Raw genomic sequence first — 18,129 nt, 5'->3', positions numbered from 1 at the left:
GCCCGCAGCGCGCTGGAGGCCATCGCCTTGGCCGAGCGCGCCGGCGAGCTGGGTGAGGACGCGCCGTTGGTGGTGGCGCCCGCCGGGCCCTCGCTGACCGGCTCGCAGGTCGCCGCGCTCACCGCGCACGCCGACACGGCGGCCGGCGTCACCGTAGTCCTCGAAAGCGAGCACGACCGGCAGGCCGAACGGGCCTACCAACTGCTCGCCCCTGCCGTGGCCCGGCACCCGAGCAGGCCAGGGCCGCTCGGGTACGCGTTCCCCGGCGTCAACGCCGTGGTGGAGGCCTTCCCGCTGGTAGAGGCTGCGGTCACCAGCCGGGTCGCCCGGGCCGTGCGGGGGTTCGTCACGAGGGCGGGTCGGGCGGTGGCCGCTGATTCCATCCGCGCCATGCTCGACGGGCAGCCCGCCGAACTCGTCAACCGGTGGGCCTCGTACGCCGCTGAACGGTTGGGTGTGCCCGTCATGCCCACGCCACCGGCACCTGCGACCACGACTCTGGACACCGCCGTCGACGCGCCGGCACCGGTGATGCTCAGCGGCGCCGCCGCCACGAACGGCCCTCCATCCGCTGCTGGTGACCAGCCGCCCACATCAGCACCGGAGCAGCAGCGAGCAGAGAGGGAGACGCGGGATGAACCGGTACGGGGCGCAGGCCCAGAAGCACTGGCAGACGTACCTGCCCCAGCGGTACGCGACCATCGAGGACCCGAACAGCTTCTTCTCGACTTTGGGGGAGCAGGCGGCGGAGCAGATCGAGCAGCGGGCCCGGGAGCTGGCCGGTCCGGACCTGCCGGACGAGGGCTACCTCGGCAAGCTGGGCCGGCTGAACGCGGCGCAGCGCACGGCGGAGGAGGAGATCCTGCCCGAGCTGATCCTGATCGACCCGGCGACGGACGGTCCGCCGAGCGAGACGCCGAACACGTCGACGACGTCGGCGAGCCCGACGTGGACTCCGCTGGTGGAGGACCCGAACGACCCGTGGTGGCAGCGGGTCGCGGAGGAAGAGGACGACCAGAACGACGACCCGGTGACGCCGGCCCGGTAGCCGGTCCGGTCGACGACGTCGGCGCGGCCGGGCCCGACGACATCGGGCCGGCCGCCGCCGTCGACCAGGCGCCCGCCGCCGCGGCGGTTGATGACACGGAATCGTTCCGGCCGAGCGGCCAGCAGGACCTGGCGCCCGCCGGCGAGATGGCCAAGCTCCGAGCGAACCTGGCCGCCCTGCGAACCCTGCGGGAGGTGCAGTCCGCCGGGCGGTCGGCGACCACCCAGGAGCAAGCTGTGCTGGCCCGCTGGTCCGGGTGGGGTGCGGTGGCGGGGGTGTTCGAGGCCCGCACCAACCACCCCAACTACGCCCGTTTCGCCGAGCAGCGAGCCGAGTTGCGGGAGCTGCTGTCGCCGGCGGAGTACGCCGCGGCGGAACGCACCGTCCTCAACGCGCACTACACCGATGTCGCCTACGTGCAGGCGATCTGGGACGCGGTGCGGAAGTTGGGCTTCGACGGCGGCGCGGTGCTGGAGCCGGGCTGCGGGTCCGGCAACTTCATCGGCCTGGCCCCGGCCACAGCGCGGATGGTTGGCGTGGAGCTGGACCCGGTGACCGCCGGTATCGCCGCCGCCTTGTACCCGCACGCGGAGATCCGCACCGAGAGCTTCGCCGAGACCCGGGCCCCGTCCGGGGCGTTCGACCTGGCGGTGGGCAATGTGCCGTTCGCGCGGCTGCCCCTGGTCGACCGACGGCACAACCCGGGCCGGCACTCGCTGCACAACCACTTCATCATCAAGAGCCTGCATTTGACCCGGCCTGGTGGGCTGGTCGCGGTGTTGACCTCCCGTTTCACGATGGACGCCCGGCACCCGGCGGCCCGGCGGGAGATGGCCGCGCTGGCCGACCTGGTCGCCGCGGTGCGTCTGCCCTCGGGCGCGCACCAGGCCACCGCCGGCACGCAGGCCATCACCGACCTGCTGATCCTGCGGCGCCGCGAGCCGGACCGTGAGCCTGCTGCGATGACCTGGGAGCAGACCCGCCCCCTGGACCTCGACACGGACGCCGAGCAGCCCGAGCACGTCAACGGCTACTTCCTCGACCGGCCGGAGCGGGTGCTCGGGGAGATGGTGCTGGGGCGGGGCATGAACCGCGACGGCGAGCTGATCGTGCGCGCGGGCGGCGACACGGCCGAGGACCTGGCGCGGGTACTGCGCGACGTCGTCGACGAGGCTCGCCGCGACGGGCTGGCCATGACGCCCCGCGACGACGCCGACCGGCCTGCCGAACCCCTGGCGGTGCTCGCGCCGACCGACCGCGCCGAGGGCCACATCGAGGCCCTGGACGACGGCACCTTCACCACGGTCGCCGACGGTCAGGTCGTGCCCCACGAGGTGCCCGCCACGCAGGCCGACGAGCTGCGGGCGCTGCTCGGGCTGCGTGACACCGTGACCGCCCTGCTGTCCGCTGAGGCGGCCACCCTCGACGACGGTGACGAGCACGGCGGCCCGGCCGCCGAGGGCACGCCGGCGGCGCTGCGCGCGCAGCTCAACGACCGCTACGACGCCTACGTGGCCGTCTACGGGCCGCTCAACCGGTACACCCGGCGTCCGACCGGCCGCACGGACCCGGAGACCGGCGAGCCGAAGATGGCCCGGATCAACCCGCCGATGGGCAAGTTCCGGCAGACCGACCCGCACGCGGCCACCGTGTTGGCCCTCGAACACTTCGACGAAGCGTCCCAGCGCGCCACTAAGGCCGACATCTTCGCCCGGCGCGTCATCCTGCCCAGGGCACCGCAGCTCGGCGCCGACACCCCACAGGACGCCCTGGCGATCTGCGTCGACACTCACGGCGAGGTGCGGCTGTCGGAGGTAGCCCGGCTGCTGGGTGTCAGCGAGCCGGAGGCCCGCGCCGCGCTCGGCGAGCTGGTCTACGACGAACCCGACACGGGTCGGCTTGTGGAGGCCCCGGAGTACCTGTCGGGCAACGTGCGCGTCAAGCTGCGCGCCGCCCAGGCCGCCGCCGAGGCCGACCCGCGTTTCGAGGCCAACGTGCGGGCGCTGCACCGTGTCGTGCCCCGCGACCTCGGGCCGGGCGAGATCGACGCTGCGTTCGGTGCGCCGTTCCTGTCCGCCGCCGTCGTCGAGCAGTTCCTCCGGGAAACGCTGCGTGACCCGGGGCTGCGGGTGGAGCACGTGGGCGGCTCCGACTGGCGGGTCCGCGGCTCGCGCGCCGGTGTGCTGGCCCGCTCGACGTGGGGCACGTCGGGCATGGCCGCGCCGGACCTGGCGCAGCGGCTGCTGACCAAGACTCCGATCCGGGTGTTCGTGGAGGTGGAGGAGGGCAAGCGGGCCCTCGACGTGGAGGCCACCGCTGCGGCGCAGGCCAAGGCGATCGAGCTGGAGGAACGCTTCGGCGCGTGGGTGTGGGAGGACCCGGACCGGGCCGCCGAGGTCGCCACCCGCTACAACGAGATGTTCAACGCCACCGTGCCGCGCTCCTACGTCGGAGTGACCCGGTCCCTGCCAGGCATCGCGGTGGGCTTCGTGCCCCGACCGCACCAGGTGGAGGCGGTGGCCCGCATCGTCGCCGAACCGGCGGTCGGCCTGTTCCACGCCGTCGGCGCCGGCAAGACCGCCGTAATGGCCATCTCCGCGATGGAGCAGCGCCGCCTCGGCCTGGTCAACAAACCGGCGATCGTGGTGCCCAACCACATGCTGGAGCAGTTCACCCGCGAGTTCCTACAGATCTACCCCCGGGCCCGGCTGCTGGCCGCCGGGCGCGACGACATGAGCACCGAGCGGCGCCGCCGCTTCGTCGCCCGCTGCGCCACCGGTGACTGGGACGCCATCATCATGGCCGCGAGCTTCTTCGAGCGGCTGTCGCTGTCCCCGGACGAGCAGCGCGCCTTCCTCGACGAAGAGCTGGCCGAACTGCGCGACAAGATCGTCCGCGCCGGTGAACAGGCCATCGCCAACGGCGAGAGCCCCAAGCGCAACAGCACCGTCAAGCGGCTCCAGAACACCCTGGCCCGCAAAGAGGAACGGATCAAGGAGAAGCTGGACAAGGCCCGAGATCCGGGTGTCACGTTCGAGCAGACCGGCATCGACTTCATCTACCGCGACGAGCTGCACGAACTGAAGAACGACACCATCAACAGCTCCATCCCCGACGCCGGCCACGACGGCTCCGACCGGGCGGTCGACTTCCGCATGAAGCTGAGCTACCTGCGCCGCAAGCAGGGCCTTCGCGTGGTGTGTGGCGCCACCGCCACCCCGATCGCCAACAGCGTGCGGGAGCTGTACGTGGTGACCCGCCAACTCCGTCCGGACCTGCTGGCGGCCACCGGCACCACCGACTTCGACACCTGGGCGGCCACCTTCGCCAAGGTCGTCACCGCGATCGAGGTGTCGCCGACCGGGCAGGGCTTCCAGATGCGCGCCCGGTTGGCCAAGTACACCAACGTGCCTGAGCTGTCGCTGATGATGCGCACCTACGGCGACGTCCGCACGCCCGAGGACCTGGCGCTGCCCACGCCGCTGCTGACCCGCCGCGACGACGGCGAACGCGCCCCGCACATCGTCACGCTCGACCCGTCACCGGAGCTGGAGGAGTTCATCTCCAGCCTCGACGAGCGCGTCGACGACATCCGCAACCGCCGCGTTGAGCCGGAGCAGGACAACATGCTCAAGGTCTCCGGGGAGGCCCGCGCCGCCTCCCTGGACATGCGCCTGATCGGCGGCGAGCAGAACAGCCCCGGCAAGATCGACGCCGCCGCCGACCGGATCGCGGCGATCTGGCGCGACACCCGCGACACCGTCTACCTGCTCAACCCCGACGCCGCCACGCCGGTGCCGCACCCCACCCCGGGCGCCCTGCAGATCGTCTTCTGCGACCAGTCCACACCCAACCCGGAGAAGTGGAACGTCTACGACGCCCTCGCCGACCTGCTCGTCGAGCGGGGGATGCCCCGGGAGAAGATCCGCTACATCCACGAGGCCGACACCGACGCCAAGAAGGCCAGCCTATTCAACGCCTGCCGCTCCGGCGACGTCGCCGTGCTCATCGGCTCCACCGCCAAGATGGGCGTCGGCACCAACGTCCAGGCCCGCGCGGTCGCGCTGCACCACCTCGACTGCCCGTGGCGGCCCGCCGACGTGACCCAGCGCGAGGGCCGCATCCTGCGCCAGGGCAACCAGAACGCCGAGGTCAGCATCTACCGCTACGTCGTCGCCGGCAGCTTCGACGCCTTCTCCTGGCAGACCGTGGCCCGCAAGGGCACCTTCATCGACCAGCTCATGCGCGGCACCTCCGCCCGCGAGATCGAGGACGTCAGTGACGAGACGTTGCAGGCGCACCAGATCAAGGCCATCGCCACCGGCAACCCGCTGCTGATGGACCGCGAGCAGGTCACCCAAGACCTCACCCGCCTGGACCGCGCCGACCGTGCCCACCACAACACCCAAGCGGCGTTGCGCCGGCAGATCGGCGACCTCAAGGCGTGGATCGTCAAGGACACCCGCCGCGTCGACGTCCTCGACGACGCGATCAGCCGCCGCCAGGACACCCGCGGCGACAAGTTCAGCGTCACCGTCGCCGGGCACCGGTTCACCAAACGCGCCGAGGCCGGCCGCGCCCTGCAACACGCCCTGACCGCCCACGCCCAGGGCCTCGCCTCCACCGACCAGCGCGAAGCCGACGGCGTGGCCGAGCTCGGCGGCTTCCGCGTCGACGCGGTGTTCTGGACCGGCCGCGACGGCCTGCTCGTCGCGCTGAAATTCCACGGAATCCCCGACTCCTCCACCACCATCAGCCTCACCGCCGCCGTCGAGGGCGACCCCACCGGCCTGGTGCGCCGGCTGGAGAACCAACTCACCGACCTCGACAGCACCCGGGCCACCGTGCAGGCGCGCATCGCTCAGCAACAGGAAGAGATCGACCGGGCCGTCGAGCAACTCGACCAGCCCTTTCCCCGCCGCGCCGAACTGCTGGACACCCGCCGCCGGCTACGCGCCATCAACGCCGTCATCGACCTGATGGCCGCCCCACCACCACCCACACCGAGCGCGCCGCCTACGGTGCCGGTCACCGTCACCGACTGGATGCCGGCCAGCGTGCGCGAGGGCCTGACCCCCGACGAACAGAGCTGGCTCGAACGCCGGGTGCAAAACGTCGCCGGCGACAGGGCCGTCCAGGAGGCCGCCCGCACCACCGATCTGCCCATCTTCGCCGCCACGTTCGACACCGTGCTCAGCCACGCACTGGCCGATCCGGGCAACACGGAGATGGCCGTGGCGGTGATGCTCCGGTGCGACGAGCCGGACTGGCGCCACGCCCTCTACAGCGCCGCCGGGCAGGCCGTGCACCAGGTCGTCCGCGCCGCCCCACCACCGGCGCCAACCGCGCCGCCGCAGCGTGGCGTCGAGCCGGACCAACCGCAGGCGGTGAGCCCGATGACGCCGGCCGCCATCGTCGCGGCCACCACTCAGGCGGACCGGGCCCTGCTCGACGCCTGCACCAGGCAGGCCGTGCGCGTCGACCACGTCCAGGCCGCCGCCCGATCCGGCGACGAAGCGGCCTTCGCCACCGCCTTCACCACCGCAATGACCACGGCTATCGGCCAGCTCGACGACCCCGCTGACGTCGAGCGCCTCAGCGAACTCCACGGCAACGAGGCGTTCCGTGGCGGCATGGCCCAACTCGTGTGGAGCAAACTCACTCCGCTGCCGCGCGTCGAGCAGGGCACCGTGTCCGAGTCGCGGCCCGCCGACGCCGCGGCGGTCGCGGCCACCGCGTTCCCGTCCGCCACCACCGCCGTGCCCACACCAGCGTCGACACGGCCCCCAGCGTCGGTGACGTACGGATCCGCGCCGGCGGCTGAACCCGAGTCTGCCCGGTAGGACAGTGGGCACGGTCAGAGAAGGTGCTGCCGCGCCGCTTCCGGTCCTCGCGCCGTGGCCGGCGCTGCGGTCCGGGTCGGCTTGCCACCGATCAACCCCCGGTCGCCATGCGAGGGATCTGGGAGATCGAAACAGGCGCACTAGGTTCGCCGTCAGCGCGGTGCGGGATCAGGCCTCGCTGTCGGCCAGGTAACCGTGGGCGGCGAGCAGCCGGACGAAGTACCGGTGCAGCATCGTGCCGGCCTGCTTCGCCGACTGGAACTCGGCACCGCCGAAGCGCACGATCTCGTACCCGGCCAGGTGCAGTTCCCGGTCGGCGGCGACCATCTGGGCGTAGAGACGAGGACTGGCCTGCCCGCGGCTATCGGCGTAGTGCTGCTTGCCGTCACATTCCAGGACCAGGCGCCGGCGCCCGCGCATCAGCATCAGGAAGTCCATCCGCTGCCGGGGCAACGGCCCCGCCGCCCGCTGCTGGCTGCGGGTGTACGGGTCATAGTGCAGGTAGACCTGGGGAATCAGCGCCGGGAGATGGTCGCCGTACTTGGCGAGTACGTCCCCGTAGACCCGGAAACATTTGCCGCTCAGGACCGGGGTCCGCCTCGGGGTCCCTGTCGCGGTCCAGGGAGCGCCACAGCCGACGCCACAACTGCCGGGCAGCCTCCTGCCCGGAGGCGCCCTGTCCGGCCGGGGAGGCCGCCCACCACGTCACCAGATCCGCCCACGTCAACTCATCGCCGGTGAGTGGACGGTCGTAGACCAGGCAGAACTGCGCGTTCCTGGTGATCTCGATGGTGTTGCTGACGGCGTCGACCAGCCTCAGCTCGGGCTTGGGCCCATCCGCCGCAAAGATCAAATTCTTGAACGCCGGCATGACGCCGGTCCGGCTGCCCGCGGACACCTGCAGCAGGCCCCACAGAAACGGCAGGTAGTGCTTCTCGACGACGGCATTGCCCAGCCGCAGCAGCTGGTCGAGCGACCAGTCGCTGATGCGGTGGCGCACATAGGCGCGCTTGCTGCCCATCGCCTCATCACTGTCGCCGTCGGCGAGACCGAAAGAGCGGCAGACGTCCGGCAGCTTGTACGCGCTCACCGGGTGTAGGGCCTCGGCGATCGCGTCGCACAGCTGCATGGTCTCCGTCCCGCTGCCCAGACCCGTCGGCGCGAACGGATCCGCCAGCGCCGGCGCGACCGTGACCCGGTGCTCGTCGTTCTGCCGTCCGAAGACCTTCAGCTGGCTGAACCCCGCCGCGATCGCGTCGAGGTCAGCAGGACGGAACAGCCCCAGGAACAACGGACGAACACGCAGCACGACTGAAGTGGGATTCCAGGGCTCCCCCGTGCCGATCTCCACCTCGTCCACCAGTGACAACAGCCGAGCCCCGTGCTGATTGCCCGCCTTCAGCAGCAGCTGATTAACCGTTTCGATCTTCTGCCTCGCCGCGGCATCCATGCCGCCATATTCCGGCACACCGTCACCGCACGCGACTCCCGCCCTCATACCGACAGCAACGGCGGATGCCGCAGATGGTGAGATGACTTCCTCAGTTTCTGGGCAGGCGGCGGAGGCAATTGATGGCGGACCTGGACACGCTGGTCAATCAGGTATGGAACCCGGAGACCCGGCGCCTGGCCGGGGAGGCACTGCGCTGCTACAACGCGGGCGCGTACCGGGCCAGCATCGCCGCGACGTGGACGGCCGTCACCGCCGACATCATCACGAAGGTGATCGGGCTGGCCGACGACGGCGACGCGACCGCCATTCCGTTCCGGACGGCCGTCACCAACGCTCAGGCTCACGGGCTCAACCGCGAAGGCGTCAAAGCCATGCAGGCCATCGAGGCCGACCTCCTCGCCAACGCGGAGACCTTTGAACTGATCGACGCGATCGACTCCCATGAGCTCAGCCGGATCCAGGAGGACCGCAACCTATGCGTACACCCCTCCCTGCGGCTGCACGGCGGCACCTACGAGCCCCACGCTGAAGTGGCGCGCGGGCATCTCGTCGTCGCGCTCACCGCCCTGCTCACCCATCCACCGACGCAGGGCAGCCGGGCACTGGAGGGGTTCAAGAGCTACATCTGCGATTCCAGCTTCTCCCCGACGCCGGCGCACCTGCAGGCAGCGTTCTTCGACCGGGTCCGCGCCGCCGCCCAGCGCCGCATCATCCAGCTCGCCGCCAAGAGCGCCCTGCTTGAGTTGGACCCGGGTGGCCTGCTGCCAGCGATCGAGCACGCCGACCGGATGGCCGCCGCGCTGGAGGCGTTCGCCGCCCGCAACCGGGCCCTGGTCCGGGAAGCCGTGATCGGGCAGCGCGACAGATTCCGCACCGTCGACGGTCAGGCCCAGATGCGGGCGCTCATTCGCTTTGTCAACGCGGACTACTTCTGGGACCTCGTCGACGACGGCCTGGCCAACCGGCTGCAGGACCTGGTCGTGCAGGTGCCCGTCAGTGCCCCGGGGCAGTTGACCGCGGTTGAGGCGATCACACCCCTGGGTCTCGTGCGCAGCCCGCTGGTCCGGGAGCGGCTACCCAAGCTGGAGGCGCACTTACTCGCCCACAGCTGGTGGGACCAGATGACGGTTGCCGCGGCGTACCCGGACCGGTACTTCGCCGAGCTGATCCCGGGCTACCTGACGCAGGCCGGTGGCTGGCGAGTGGGCGAGACGGTGGGGCAACTTTTGGTCAAGCACGCGCCGTTTCTGACCCTCGACATCCTGAGCGCGGCGCTCACCGCCTGGGTCGAGAACTACGAGTGCCGGACCGCGCACTTGATGGAGACCATCGCCGTCGACCTGTGGAATCAGACCGCCCACCTGGGGCCGGCCCGTACCGAGGTCTTCCAGCGGTTCCTCACCCGCGCCCGCGAGCACGAAGGCGTTATCGCCACGGGCCTCCACACCTACCGGGCACTGGAGCTCGCGCTCACCACTACCCGCTAGCGCCGGAGGCGGGCGGACACCAGCGATCACGCCCGCTCCCGCTCCGCCTGCTCCAGCCGCCACGCAGCGCGCGTCACCCACACCAACACCCACCGCTCCGGCGCCGCCACTCAGCCATCAGCTCTCGGACATTCGCCACGGAACCACCCTGGCGGAGCCGCTCAGCAAACTGAAAACCTAAGCGCTGTTCGTCGCTCCGTTGTTGCCGACGGGCCTACCGGCTGGGCGAGTCAAGGCCGGCCTCCGCAGCTTTCACTGCAGGCGCCTGCCCGGCTGCGTCGCTGCCGGTCTTCGTCCCCGCCACAGCGTCTCGGGTCGAGACGGGGTACGCCCGAGCGGCCGTCACTGCCGGTTCACTGCTGCTGATGGCGATGCTCTCCGCCGGATCGGTGTGGGCCGCCTGGTTCTCGGCGGTCTCCTGCCTGCGGTCTGGACGTACCGTGCCGAGGTCGATACGTCCGTCGAGTTGGTCCTGTACTACCCGGCACGCGAACGCCCCTGGGGTCCGAGCCCGGTCCACGAAGTTGGGCACTCCGCGCAGCAATTGCTGTACGTCGTGGCCAGCTTGCTGCGCCTGGTCCAGCGTGTACGCCAACGCACCCCACGCCTCGCACCCGAGCACCCGGTCGGCCCGCTGCCCAGACGGCCACGCCTTGCGGACCTCAGCGGCCATCCGCTCCTGCCTGTCCCGCACCGCCTCGGCGGACATCGCCGGCCGCCGCACCCCGTCCGTGGCCTCACGCACCGCCCGGTCAACGGCATCAGACAGCACCTCAATGTCGTCCGGCTCTCGCGCCGGCTCGGGCTTCTCGGCCGCCCGGCCCGCCCTCTTGGCAAGCTGGTCGACGACCACCTGCCGGGCCTGCTGCGCCCGGGGATCGACGTGCTGCCACGTCGACGCGGCCCGCCACACCCGAGCGATGTCCTCCGTCCCCGCGGTGCGCCACCACCTCGGCCGCATCGCCGGCCGCCACACCGCCGCGTCGGCCTGTTGTGCCGCGCGAGCCTGCGCGCGGATCCGCCGGGCCTGCTCCTCGCTGGCCCGCTCGGCCCGTCGCAGCTGCGCGATGCGGGCGTCGATGAGCACCTGGGCCAGTTGGCCGGCGGCCTGGATCGCGGCGGTCATCGCCGCCGTGGCCCGCTGGTGGATCTCGGCCATCTCGTTGTCGGCCACTACCTCTCCCCGTCTCTCATCGCTGCGTCTGCTGATCGGCCGCCGGGTCGACGCGGGCCCGTGCCCGTGCCGCGTCCGGCTCGTTCCGCCCCACGCGCGGGCCCGGGACATCCCGCTCGACGTGCACCGCGCCCTGGGCGAGCAGCGGCATCAGGTGCGCCGCTGCCCTGGCCGCCGCGCCTGCCGCGTGTGCCTGCTGCTCGGCCGCGCGTAGCTCGGCCAGCGCCACCACCAGCCGGGCCGCCTGCACGACCACGGCGAGCAGTACCGCCGCCTCACCGCCGTCGCGGGCGGGTCCGGTGACCATCAGCGCGTCGGCAACCCGGCCCAGCTCGGCGGCGATCGTTGACGCCGCCGGAGCCGGTGCGCGACGCGGTGGTGCCGCCGCGCGGGCCAGTGCGTCAGCCGCCCGCGTCACCGGGCCCCGTCCGGACGGCTCGGTGGCCGCCGCGACCCGGGCCATCAGGTCGGCGCTGGCGCGGGCCACCACCGGCCACTGCGGCGAGCCCGGCGCGACGCCGGCCAGCCGGCCGCTGATCGCCTCCAGGGCGGCGGCCGACGACCGCCACACCGCCATCCGATCCTCACCACGCAGCGCGGTCGATTCTGCGGAATCCGCCACCTTCCACTGCCCAGCCAACGCCGGCGGCGCGTCGGGCCACCGCTTACGAATCTGGGTCAGGCTCAGGTCGCCGTCCACGCTGCCCCCGGCATACCAGCGCGGCGCTCCGGCACCGGCCGGTCGTAGCGCCACGGCGTACCCGACCACCTGGTTCGGGTCCTTCGCCGAGGTCCGCGGGGCGACCAGCAGCCCCGCGCCCCGCATCCGCGCGACCCACTCGGCTTCGCTGCCGGCACCCGCGAGCGCGGCCCGGACCTGGCGGCGCAGCAGCTCCCGGTCCGGCGCCTGGTCGACGCGCCGGGCCCGCTCGACCTCGGGCCGGGTCAGCTCCGGACGCCGAATCGCACCGGCCCGACCGGGTGTCCACTTGCCCAGCCCGAACTCGTCCTCCAGGAGGTCGGCAACCTGCTGGCTGCGCCGCTTGTCCTGCCGCAGCCACACCGGCGCCCCGTCCTCCGTGGCGAGGGTGACGACCAGGTGCACGTGGTCGTTGCCCTTCGCCGACAGCCCGTGCCGCACCGCGATCCACCGACACCCGGCCCGATCAGGGCTGCCGGTGAAGCCCATCTCCTGCACGAAGCGGGCCGCGATGCGACCCCACGTCGCGTCGTCGAGCTGCCCCTCCTGGGCCGGCAGACTCAGCGAGCACTGCCACACGTACTGCTTCACCCCGCGCTCACCGGCAGCGATCTGCGGCGCGTCCAACCGCGCCGCTAGCTCGTCCAGGGACCACCGCTCGCCGTCGCGCTCGTGCCGCTCCGGGGCGAGCAGGGCCACGTCGTCGTATCCGGCGACCAGGTGCGGATTGACGTGCTCCTCAACTTTCCCCGGGCCCCACAGGTATTCCAACAGGCCCCGGACCCGGGCGCCGTAGGTAACCTTCGGGATCATCAGCGCCGGCCGGTCTGGGCGGCGGCAATCGCGGTCACCAGCTCGTCGACGCGGGCCGCGATCCGCGCCAGGTACGCCGCCGCGGCGGCCAGGTCCCCAGCCGGTTCCCCGGTGGAGTGCAACCGCGTCACCGCCTGGTTGAGGTTGGTGGCCGCGCCCCGCACCTGCCGGTGCACCCCCATCAACTCGACCAACAGCGGTCCCGTCTCACCATCCCCGGCCGGCCCGGCCGGGGCGGGCACGAGCGGTGCCGAACCGGCCTCCGCCAAGTACGCCGAGGTGGCCATCCGGGCCGCCGCCGCGTTCGCCTCGACCGCCGCCAGCTCCGCCTCGGACAACCGCACGGTCACCCGATGCACGCGCGGATCATCGTCGTTATGGGCACGCCGCCGGCGCTCGCTGGCACCGAAACGGACCACACCGACCTGCGGCGACTCAGTCACGTCGACCACCCTCCTGGCGGGCCGACGCCGCCCTGATCTGCCCGGCCGCCGTGCGGCCCGTCTGACCAAAAGTCAGACTTTTACTCCAACTTGCTCCGGCAGCGCCGATGGCTTGCGCCTGCGCGGGCCAGCGGCGCTGCCGGCATAGAACCGAGCGCACCTGACGGCCCGCACCACGACACCACGTCGTGACGACCAGGCACGGCTGGTCACCAGTGCCCGTCGACGACGCGGCGACCAGGACGGCAGCACGGGCGGGCCCACGATGATCGATCTTGACCGCTAGGCTCGGCGTCCACAGCCACCAGACCGGTGTACCCCTGGGGAGGACTCCATGGCCGAACAGTCCGTCAAGGCCGTCCGCGCCGAGACCGAAAAAGCGGCGCTGCAGTTGCTGCGCGAACGCACCAACCTGGTCGGTGAGGCCGCCACGGCGCGGCATGAGCGTGACCAGCTCGCGGAGGCCCTGCGCCAAGCCTCCACCCGCTACGCCGAGCGGTACCAGGCGGCGCTGCAGGGCGGCTGGACCGCGGCGGACCTGGCTCGGCTCGGGCTGGACGCGCCGGAACTTGAGTCGAGCAAGCGCCGCCGCTCGTCCCGGTCGACGCCGCCGACGCCGCCGGCTGCCCACCAGCCGGACGAACCCGTCGACGTCGGTGTCGACACCGGCACGCAGGAGTAGACGCGACCCGCGCGAGGACCGGGTGATGGCCTCCCCCATGTCAGGGGAGGCCATCGTGCTGACGGCGCTCACGTGCTCACCCCCAACGGAGCGCCTTGCCGGCGCATGAACGCCACCGGGTCGACCGCGTTGCGGCTGTTGGCCTTGTAGCGACCGGGCGGGACGTTCACGTGCACCTCGAAGTGCAGGTGTGGGCCGGAGCTGCCACCGCTATTGCCGACGAACCCGATGACCTGGCCGGCGACGACGTCTTGCCCGATCGACACCTCGGGTCGCTGAATCATGTGGCAGTAGCGGGTGACGATGTTGCCCGCGTGCCGGATGTCGACGTACCAGCCGCAGCCCCGGGATCGGGTGTGCCCGTCCCGGTCGCACGTGGCGTACCAGTCGCACGTGACCTGCTCCACCACTCCGGTCGCCGCCGCCCGGATCGGGTCACCTCGCACGTCGGTGGTCGACATGTCCACGCCGGCGTGCAGTCGGCCGCCGCGCGGACCGAACGGGCTGACGATCGCGGCGCGGACCGGCTGCACCCAGCCGCCTGGACCGACGGGAACCGGCCCCAGGTCGTCGATCCCGCACGGCGCGGTCGGCGCGCCACCGCCGATGTCGTCGATGCTCGGCAGGCCGAGCACCCGCGCGGCGAGCTGCTCGGCGTCGCCCTCCCACTTCTGGTACTCCTCCGGGAAGCTGGAGCGCTGCACCGCCTGCGCCGCGTCGGTCAGCCGCATGCGCTGCCAGCCGTCGACCCGCGCCAGGGCTTCGTAGAACTTCGCCGCCGCGTAGGTGGGCGTCATCCGCTCACGGATGCTGCCCCACCCGGGACGCTGCTGGAACAACCCCACCGAGTCGTGGTCACGGCCCACGCCCTCGTGCGGCAGGGCCAGCGACTCGGGCACGCGGGCGTTGGCCAGGTTGAGCAGCTTGGACTCCTGCATGGCGGTCGCCAACGCGATGACGTACCCGCGCGGCGGCACCTCACGCTGCCGTCCGACCGCGACGATCGTGGCGGCGTTCGTCGTCTCGACGCTGCCCCACTTACCGACGCCGGGCACCGGTGACGCCCCGGGCGCAGACGGCACCTCGCACGCCGCCGCTTCCGCCTCCGCCTGACCGAACAGCAGCAGCGGCAAACCCACCATGCCGCCGCACACCAACACGACCACCGCCAGCACCGCCGCACCCAACACGAACGGCCGTTGGTTCATCGGCTCACCGACCGGACGAAGTCGTTGCCGGTCACCACCCACCGCCCGCCGACGCCGGCGAGCCGGACGGTCAGCGTCCCCGCGTCGGTGGCCACCTCATACACCGCCACACCGTCCTTCGGCGGCTGCGTCGCCACCGGCCGGCCCGTCACCCGCGCGGCCGGCACCTGCGCCGGATCGACGGTCCGCAGCGCGCGAGCGAACCCCTCGTCACAGGTCGCCGTGACTGCTCGCCACCACGTGTCCGCCGGCAGGTCACGACGCACCCACGCCGCCGCGAACGCCGCCGCGACAGGTGCCGCCTCCGCTGCCGGCGGGGCTGCGGACGGCCGGTCATCGTGGTCATCCCGGCCCGGCCGCTCTCCCGCCGGCGTCGGCGGTACGTCGTCGCCGCTCTGTGTCGGATAGACCGGGCCGACCCGCTCCGGCGCCGGCGGCTGGCTGGTGGGCGCGCAGCCGACCGTCACCGTTGCGGCGAGAACAAGGCCGGAGACGGCACGTGCCGGACAACTCAATCGATCGATCCGCGCGACTACGCGCGCTCTGCGTGCCATTCGACGCCTCCCCCGTGGTGCTTTCGCGTCCTATCGCGGCAGAGCAATCACCATAGATCCCTTTGGAAACGCGGTGCTACTGTCTGGTACTCGTCGGTGACCTTGAAACACGGGGGAGGCATCGGATGACGACGATCTCCTGCGCGCGTGGACGGGGCCGACAGTGACGGTGTCCCGCACGCGTCCCGGCCCCGCCCCGCCGCTGCCGTTCGCGATGATTCCGCAGAATCTCCAGCCCTGGCCACCGGTGTGGTGGGTTGGTTGCCACGGCGGGGCCGGAACGAGCACTCTCGCTCGGCTGGTCGGTTTCGGCCTGGACTTCGGCGGCCGGGGCTGGCCGATGGTGACCCCGGAGATGCCCCCGACCCACGTCGTGCTGGTCTGCCGGGCGTCCGCGTCCGGCACCTGGGCAGCGACCGGCGCGGTCGAGCAGTGGCGCCGCCCGGGCATGTCCAGCCTGATGAAGGTCCTCGGCGTGGTCGCGGTCGCCGCCTCACCCCGGCGACCGCCGCGTATCGCCACCGAGCGGCTGCAACTGCTCGCCGGCTGGGTGCCTCACGTGTGGCGGGTGGGCTGGGTCGACGCGCTGCTCGCCGCCGACGACCCGCGCGATGTCGGAGCCGCGCCAGACGTCGACGCGCTGCGGACCGCGATCTGGCAGAAGGCACAAGCGACCTGGGAGAGAAAGCAATGACCCTGATCGACTACGTCGACCAGCTGCACCACGTCCTGGCGGCGGCACCGGGCCCGAGTGGCGCACCGGGTGTGCCGAACCCGGGAGGCGGGGTCGCGCCCCCCGGTGTGGCGAGCAAGGTCCTCACGATCCTGCAATGGATCGCCTACCTGGCCACCGCCGCCTGCGTCGGCGGAGTGCTCTACACCGCGGCGAAGATGGCCCTGGCGCACCGCCGTGGCGACGACACCAACATCTCCCAACTCGGCTGGGTGTTCGCCGCCTGCATGCTCATCGGAAGCGCGTCCGCGGTGGTCTCCGCGCTGATCTAGGAGGAAAACCGTGCCGCGCTCGTCTGCCACCCAGGACTTCGCTGACCGACCCCCCTGGACCCGGCCGGGCTTCATCGCCTCCGCCGCGCTGGTCCTGGTGGTCATCATCGCCGGGCTACTGATCGCCGTGCTCCCCCGAGGAGATGACGGCGACAACGTCGGCGGCGGTACGCCGCCGACGAACCCGACGCCGGCTGACAGCAGCGCCCCGCAGGCGCTGCCGACCGCTGTGCCGACCACCGCACCGGCCGGCGTCCGGTGGGAGCTGGTCGGTCCCGTGGCGGTGCCGGTCAGTGCCACCGCCGGTCCGAAGCAGGTCACTGGCACCACGGCTTCTGGTTTCGCGCACACGCCTGAGGGGGCGCTGGTCGCCGCTGCGCAGATCATGATGAGGTCCAGCCACACCCTCGGTCGGGACTACTGGGAGCCGACCATCCAGCGGCAGTTCGTTCCCAGCGCCGACCGGGACCGGATGCTCGCCGAACTCCGCGCCGCCGACAGCGGCCCGGCGGACCCTGGTTCCCTGAGTCAGATCGCCGGCTTCAGCTACCAGTCCTACACCCCCGAGACCGCCGTGATCGGGCTCGTACTCCGCGCGCCGGCTGCCGGAACTCCGCGCTATCACGTGCTGTCGCTGACCCTGCTCTGGCGCGACGGCGACTGGCGGATGCAAACACCCCCCGGTGGCGCGTGGATCTCGGTCAACCGCGTCACCAACGACCTGACCGGAGTTGTCGAGTGGGGGCCGCGATAGTGCCGGACTGTCCCGTGGTCAACCCGATCTGCATCCCGGGCCGCGTCGTCGATCGCGTTGCCGGCGACTACCTGCAAGACCTGGCCGAGCAGGCGTCCCAGGCCGCCGCCGACATGCTCCAGGCCCTGGTCACCGGCTGGTTGTCCATCTCTAACCTCGACGTGTCGCACGGCTCCTGCCGCACCGGCAGGGCCGGGATGCTCGAATGCAGCAACACCGTCGCCTACCTGCGCGCCTACACCCACTGGGCGGTCGCGGCGATCGCCGTCGGCGCGGTCCTGGTCGCGGCCATCAAGCTGGCGATGGAACGCAACGGCCGGGAAGCCGGCTCCTTCGCCAAGAACCTGACGATGCTGGCCGTGATTACCGCCGCTGGCGTGCCGGCGGTGCAGCTACTCATCGACATCGGCGACGAGTACGCCAACTGGATCCTCGACGCCTCCGCCAACCGCGACCTCGGCAAACGGCTCCTACTGCTCGCCCCAGGAGCTGCCACCAGCGGCATGTCTCCGCTCATGGTGATCGGCATCTCGATCATGATGTTCTTGTCCACGATGGTGCAGCTGCTGATGCTGCTGGCCCGCAACGCCGGGCTGGTCCTGCTGGCCGGGCTGCTGCCGGTGGCCGCTGCGGTCGGAGGCTCCATGCGCAGCCGGTACCTGACGTGGCTGCTGGCCCTGGTGCTCTACAAGCCGGTTGTGGCCACGATCTACGCCGCGGTGTTCTGGCTCCTCGGCGGGGGACAGAGCCTGACCGATCTGCTGACCGGCGTGGTGATGTTCTGCATGGCCATCGTGGCGTTGCCGGCCCTGATGCGGCTCATCGCGCCGGCGGTGTCGGTGCTGTCCAGCGGTGGCGGGGGCGGAGTCGCGGTGGCCGCCGGATCGGCGCTCGGGCAGGTGGCCTCCGGTGCGGTGCGCCTCATGGAATCCAGCGGAGGCGGCTCCCGGGGCGGAGGGGGATCC

At 71.8% G+C, this 18,129-nt stretch carries 15 protein-coding genes; 8 read left to right on the top strand and 7 right to left on the bottom strand.

The window, feature by feature from the left end; genetic code table 11:
* Positions 1 to 634: 634 nt before the first annotated feature.
* Together E1182_RS31020 and E1182_RS09975 are read left to right on the top strand one after the other, a co-directional pair.
* Positions 635 to 1,048 (top strand): hypothetical protein, encoded by a 414-nt coding sequence (locus E1182_RS31020; RefSeq protein WP_165942572.1) that lies wholly within the window; start codon positions 635 to 637, stop codon positions 1,046 to 1,048.
* On the top strand, positions 985 to 6,891 hold the full coding sequence (locus E1182_RS09975) for a helicase-related protein (RefSeq protein ID WP_165942567.1): 5,907 nt from the start codon (positions 985 to 987) through the stop codon (positions 6,889 to 6,891). The genes E1182_RS31020 and E1182_RS09975 overlap by 64 nt, the downstream gene beginning before the upstream one ends.
* A gap of 168 nt (positions 6,892 to 7,059) precedes the next feature.
* Here E1182_RS09975 and E1182_RS09970 read toward each other — a convergent pair whose 3' ends face one another.
* Positions 7,060 to 7,317 carry a hypothetical protein gene (locus E1182_RS09970; RefSeq protein ID WP_132263276.1) on the bottom strand — a complete coding sequence of 86 codons (258 nt, stop codon included), beginning with the start codon at positions 7,315 to 7,317 and terminating at the stop codon, positions 7,060 to 7,062.
* Between the two features lie 64 nt (positions 7,318 to 7,381).
* Entirely contained in the window at positions 7,382 to 8,359 is a 978-nt protein-coding gene (locus E1182_RS09965) for a hypothetical protein (protein ID WP_132263273.1), read from the bottom strand.
* A 104-nt stretch (positions 8,360 to 8,463) separates the two neighbouring features.
* Between E1182_RS09965 and E1182_RS09960 the strand changes: the two genes are divergently transcribed.
* The gene (locus tag E1182_RS09960; protein ID WP_132263270.1) at positions 8,464 to 9,831 is read left to right on the top strand and encodes a hypothetical protein; all 1,368 of its coding nucleotides are present in this window, start codon (positions 8,464 to 8,466) and stop codon (positions 9,829 to 9,831) included.
* A gap of 214 nt (positions 9,832 to 10,045) precedes the next feature.
* On the opposite strand, the gene E1182_RS09955 is transcribed toward E1182_RS09960, so the two are convergent.
* Genes E1182_RS09955 through mobC form a run of 3 tightly spaced genes read right to left on the bottom strand, consistent with a single transcriptional unit; the run spans position 10,046 to position 12,961 of the window.
* Positions 10,046 to 11,005: a hypothetical protein gene (locus tag E1182_RS09955; protein ID WP_243706138.1), complete on the bottom strand. Its 960-nt coding sequence runs from the start codon at positions 11,003 to 11,005 to the stop codon at positions 10,046 to 10,048.
* Between the two features lie 16 nt (positions 11,006 to 11,021).
* Positions 11,022 to 12,518: a relaxase/mobilization nuclease domain-containing protein gene (locus E1182_RS09950; RefSeq protein ID WP_132263268.1), complete on the bottom strand. Its 1,497-nt coding sequence runs from the start codon at positions 12,516 to 12,518 to the stop codon at positions 11,022 to 11,024.
* The gene (gene mobC, locus E1182_RS31640) at positions 12,518 to 12,961 is read right to left on the bottom strand and encodes a plasmid mobilization relaxosome protein MobC (protein WP_243706137.1); all 444 of its coding nucleotides are present in this window, start codon (positions 12,959 to 12,961) and stop codon (positions 12,518 to 12,520) included. Before mobC ends, E1182_RS09950 begins: the two co-directional genes overlap by 1 nt.
* A 334-nt stretch (positions 12,962 to 13,295) precedes the next feature.
* On the opposite strand from mobC, the gene E1182_RS09940 reads away from it, so the two are divergent.
* Positions 13,296 to 13,643: a hypothetical protein gene (locus E1182_RS09940; protein WP_132263266.1), complete on the top strand. Its 348-nt coding sequence runs from the start codon at positions 13,296 to 13,298 to the stop codon at positions 13,641 to 13,643.
* 68 nt (positions 13,644 to 13,711) lie between these two features.
* On the opposite strand, the gene E1182_RS09935 is transcribed toward E1182_RS09940, so the two are convergent.
* Both E1182_RS09935 and E1182_RS09930 read right to left on the bottom strand, forming a co-directional pair.
* Complete coding sequence (locus E1182_RS09935) at positions 13,712 to 14,851, bottom strand: M23 family metallopeptidase (protein WP_165942568.1); 1,140 nt, start codon at positions 14,849 to 14,851, stop codon at positions 13,712 to 13,714.
* Positions 14,848 to 15,318: a hypothetical protein gene (locus tag E1182_RS09930; protein ID WP_132263262.1), complete on the bottom strand. Its 471-nt coding sequence runs from the start codon at positions 15,316 to 15,318 to the stop codon at positions 14,848 to 14,850. Before E1182_RS09930 ends, E1182_RS09935 begins: the two co-directional genes overlap by 4 nt.
* A gap of 256 nt (positions 15,319 to 15,574) precedes the next feature.
* On the opposite strand from E1182_RS09930, the gene E1182_RS09925 reads away from it, so the two are divergent.
* The 4 genes from E1182_RS09925 to E1182_RS09910 all read left to right on the top strand — a co-directional run.
* Positions 15,575 to 16,099 carry a hypothetical protein gene (locus E1182_RS09925; protein ID WP_243706136.1) on the top strand — a complete coding sequence of 175 codons (525 nt, stop codon included), beginning with the start codon at positions 15,575 to 15,577 and terminating at the stop codon, positions 16,097 to 16,099.
* The gene (locus tag E1182_RS09920; protein ID WP_243706135.1) at positions 16,096 to 16,410 is read left to right on the top strand and encodes a hypothetical protein; all 315 of its coding nucleotides are present in this window, start codon (positions 16,096 to 16,098) and stop codon (positions 16,408 to 16,410) included. Before E1182_RS09925 ends, E1182_RS09920 begins: the two co-directional genes overlap by 4 nt.
* A gap of 10 nt (positions 16,411 to 16,420) precedes the next feature.
* Positions 16,421 to 17,164 (top strand): hypothetical protein, encoded by a 744-nt coding sequence (locus E1182_RS09915; protein ID WP_132263260.1) that lies wholly within the window; start codon positions 16,421 to 16,423, stop codon positions 17,162 to 17,164.
* A gap of 14 nt (positions 17,165 to 17,178) precedes the next feature.
* The coding region (locus E1182_RS09910) for a hypothetical protein (protein WP_207921340.1) at positions 17,179 to 18,129 on the top strand (951 nt) is incomplete at its 3' end.

The sequence above is a fragment of the Micromonospora sp. KC721 genome (genome assembly GCF_004348355.1).
GTDB lineage: Bacteria > Actinomycetota > Actinomycetes > Mycobacteriales > Micromonosporaceae > Micromonospora.
The sequence above is the reverse complement of the archived record's forward strand: the minus strand, read 5'-3'. Positions and strand labels throughout refer to the sequence as shown.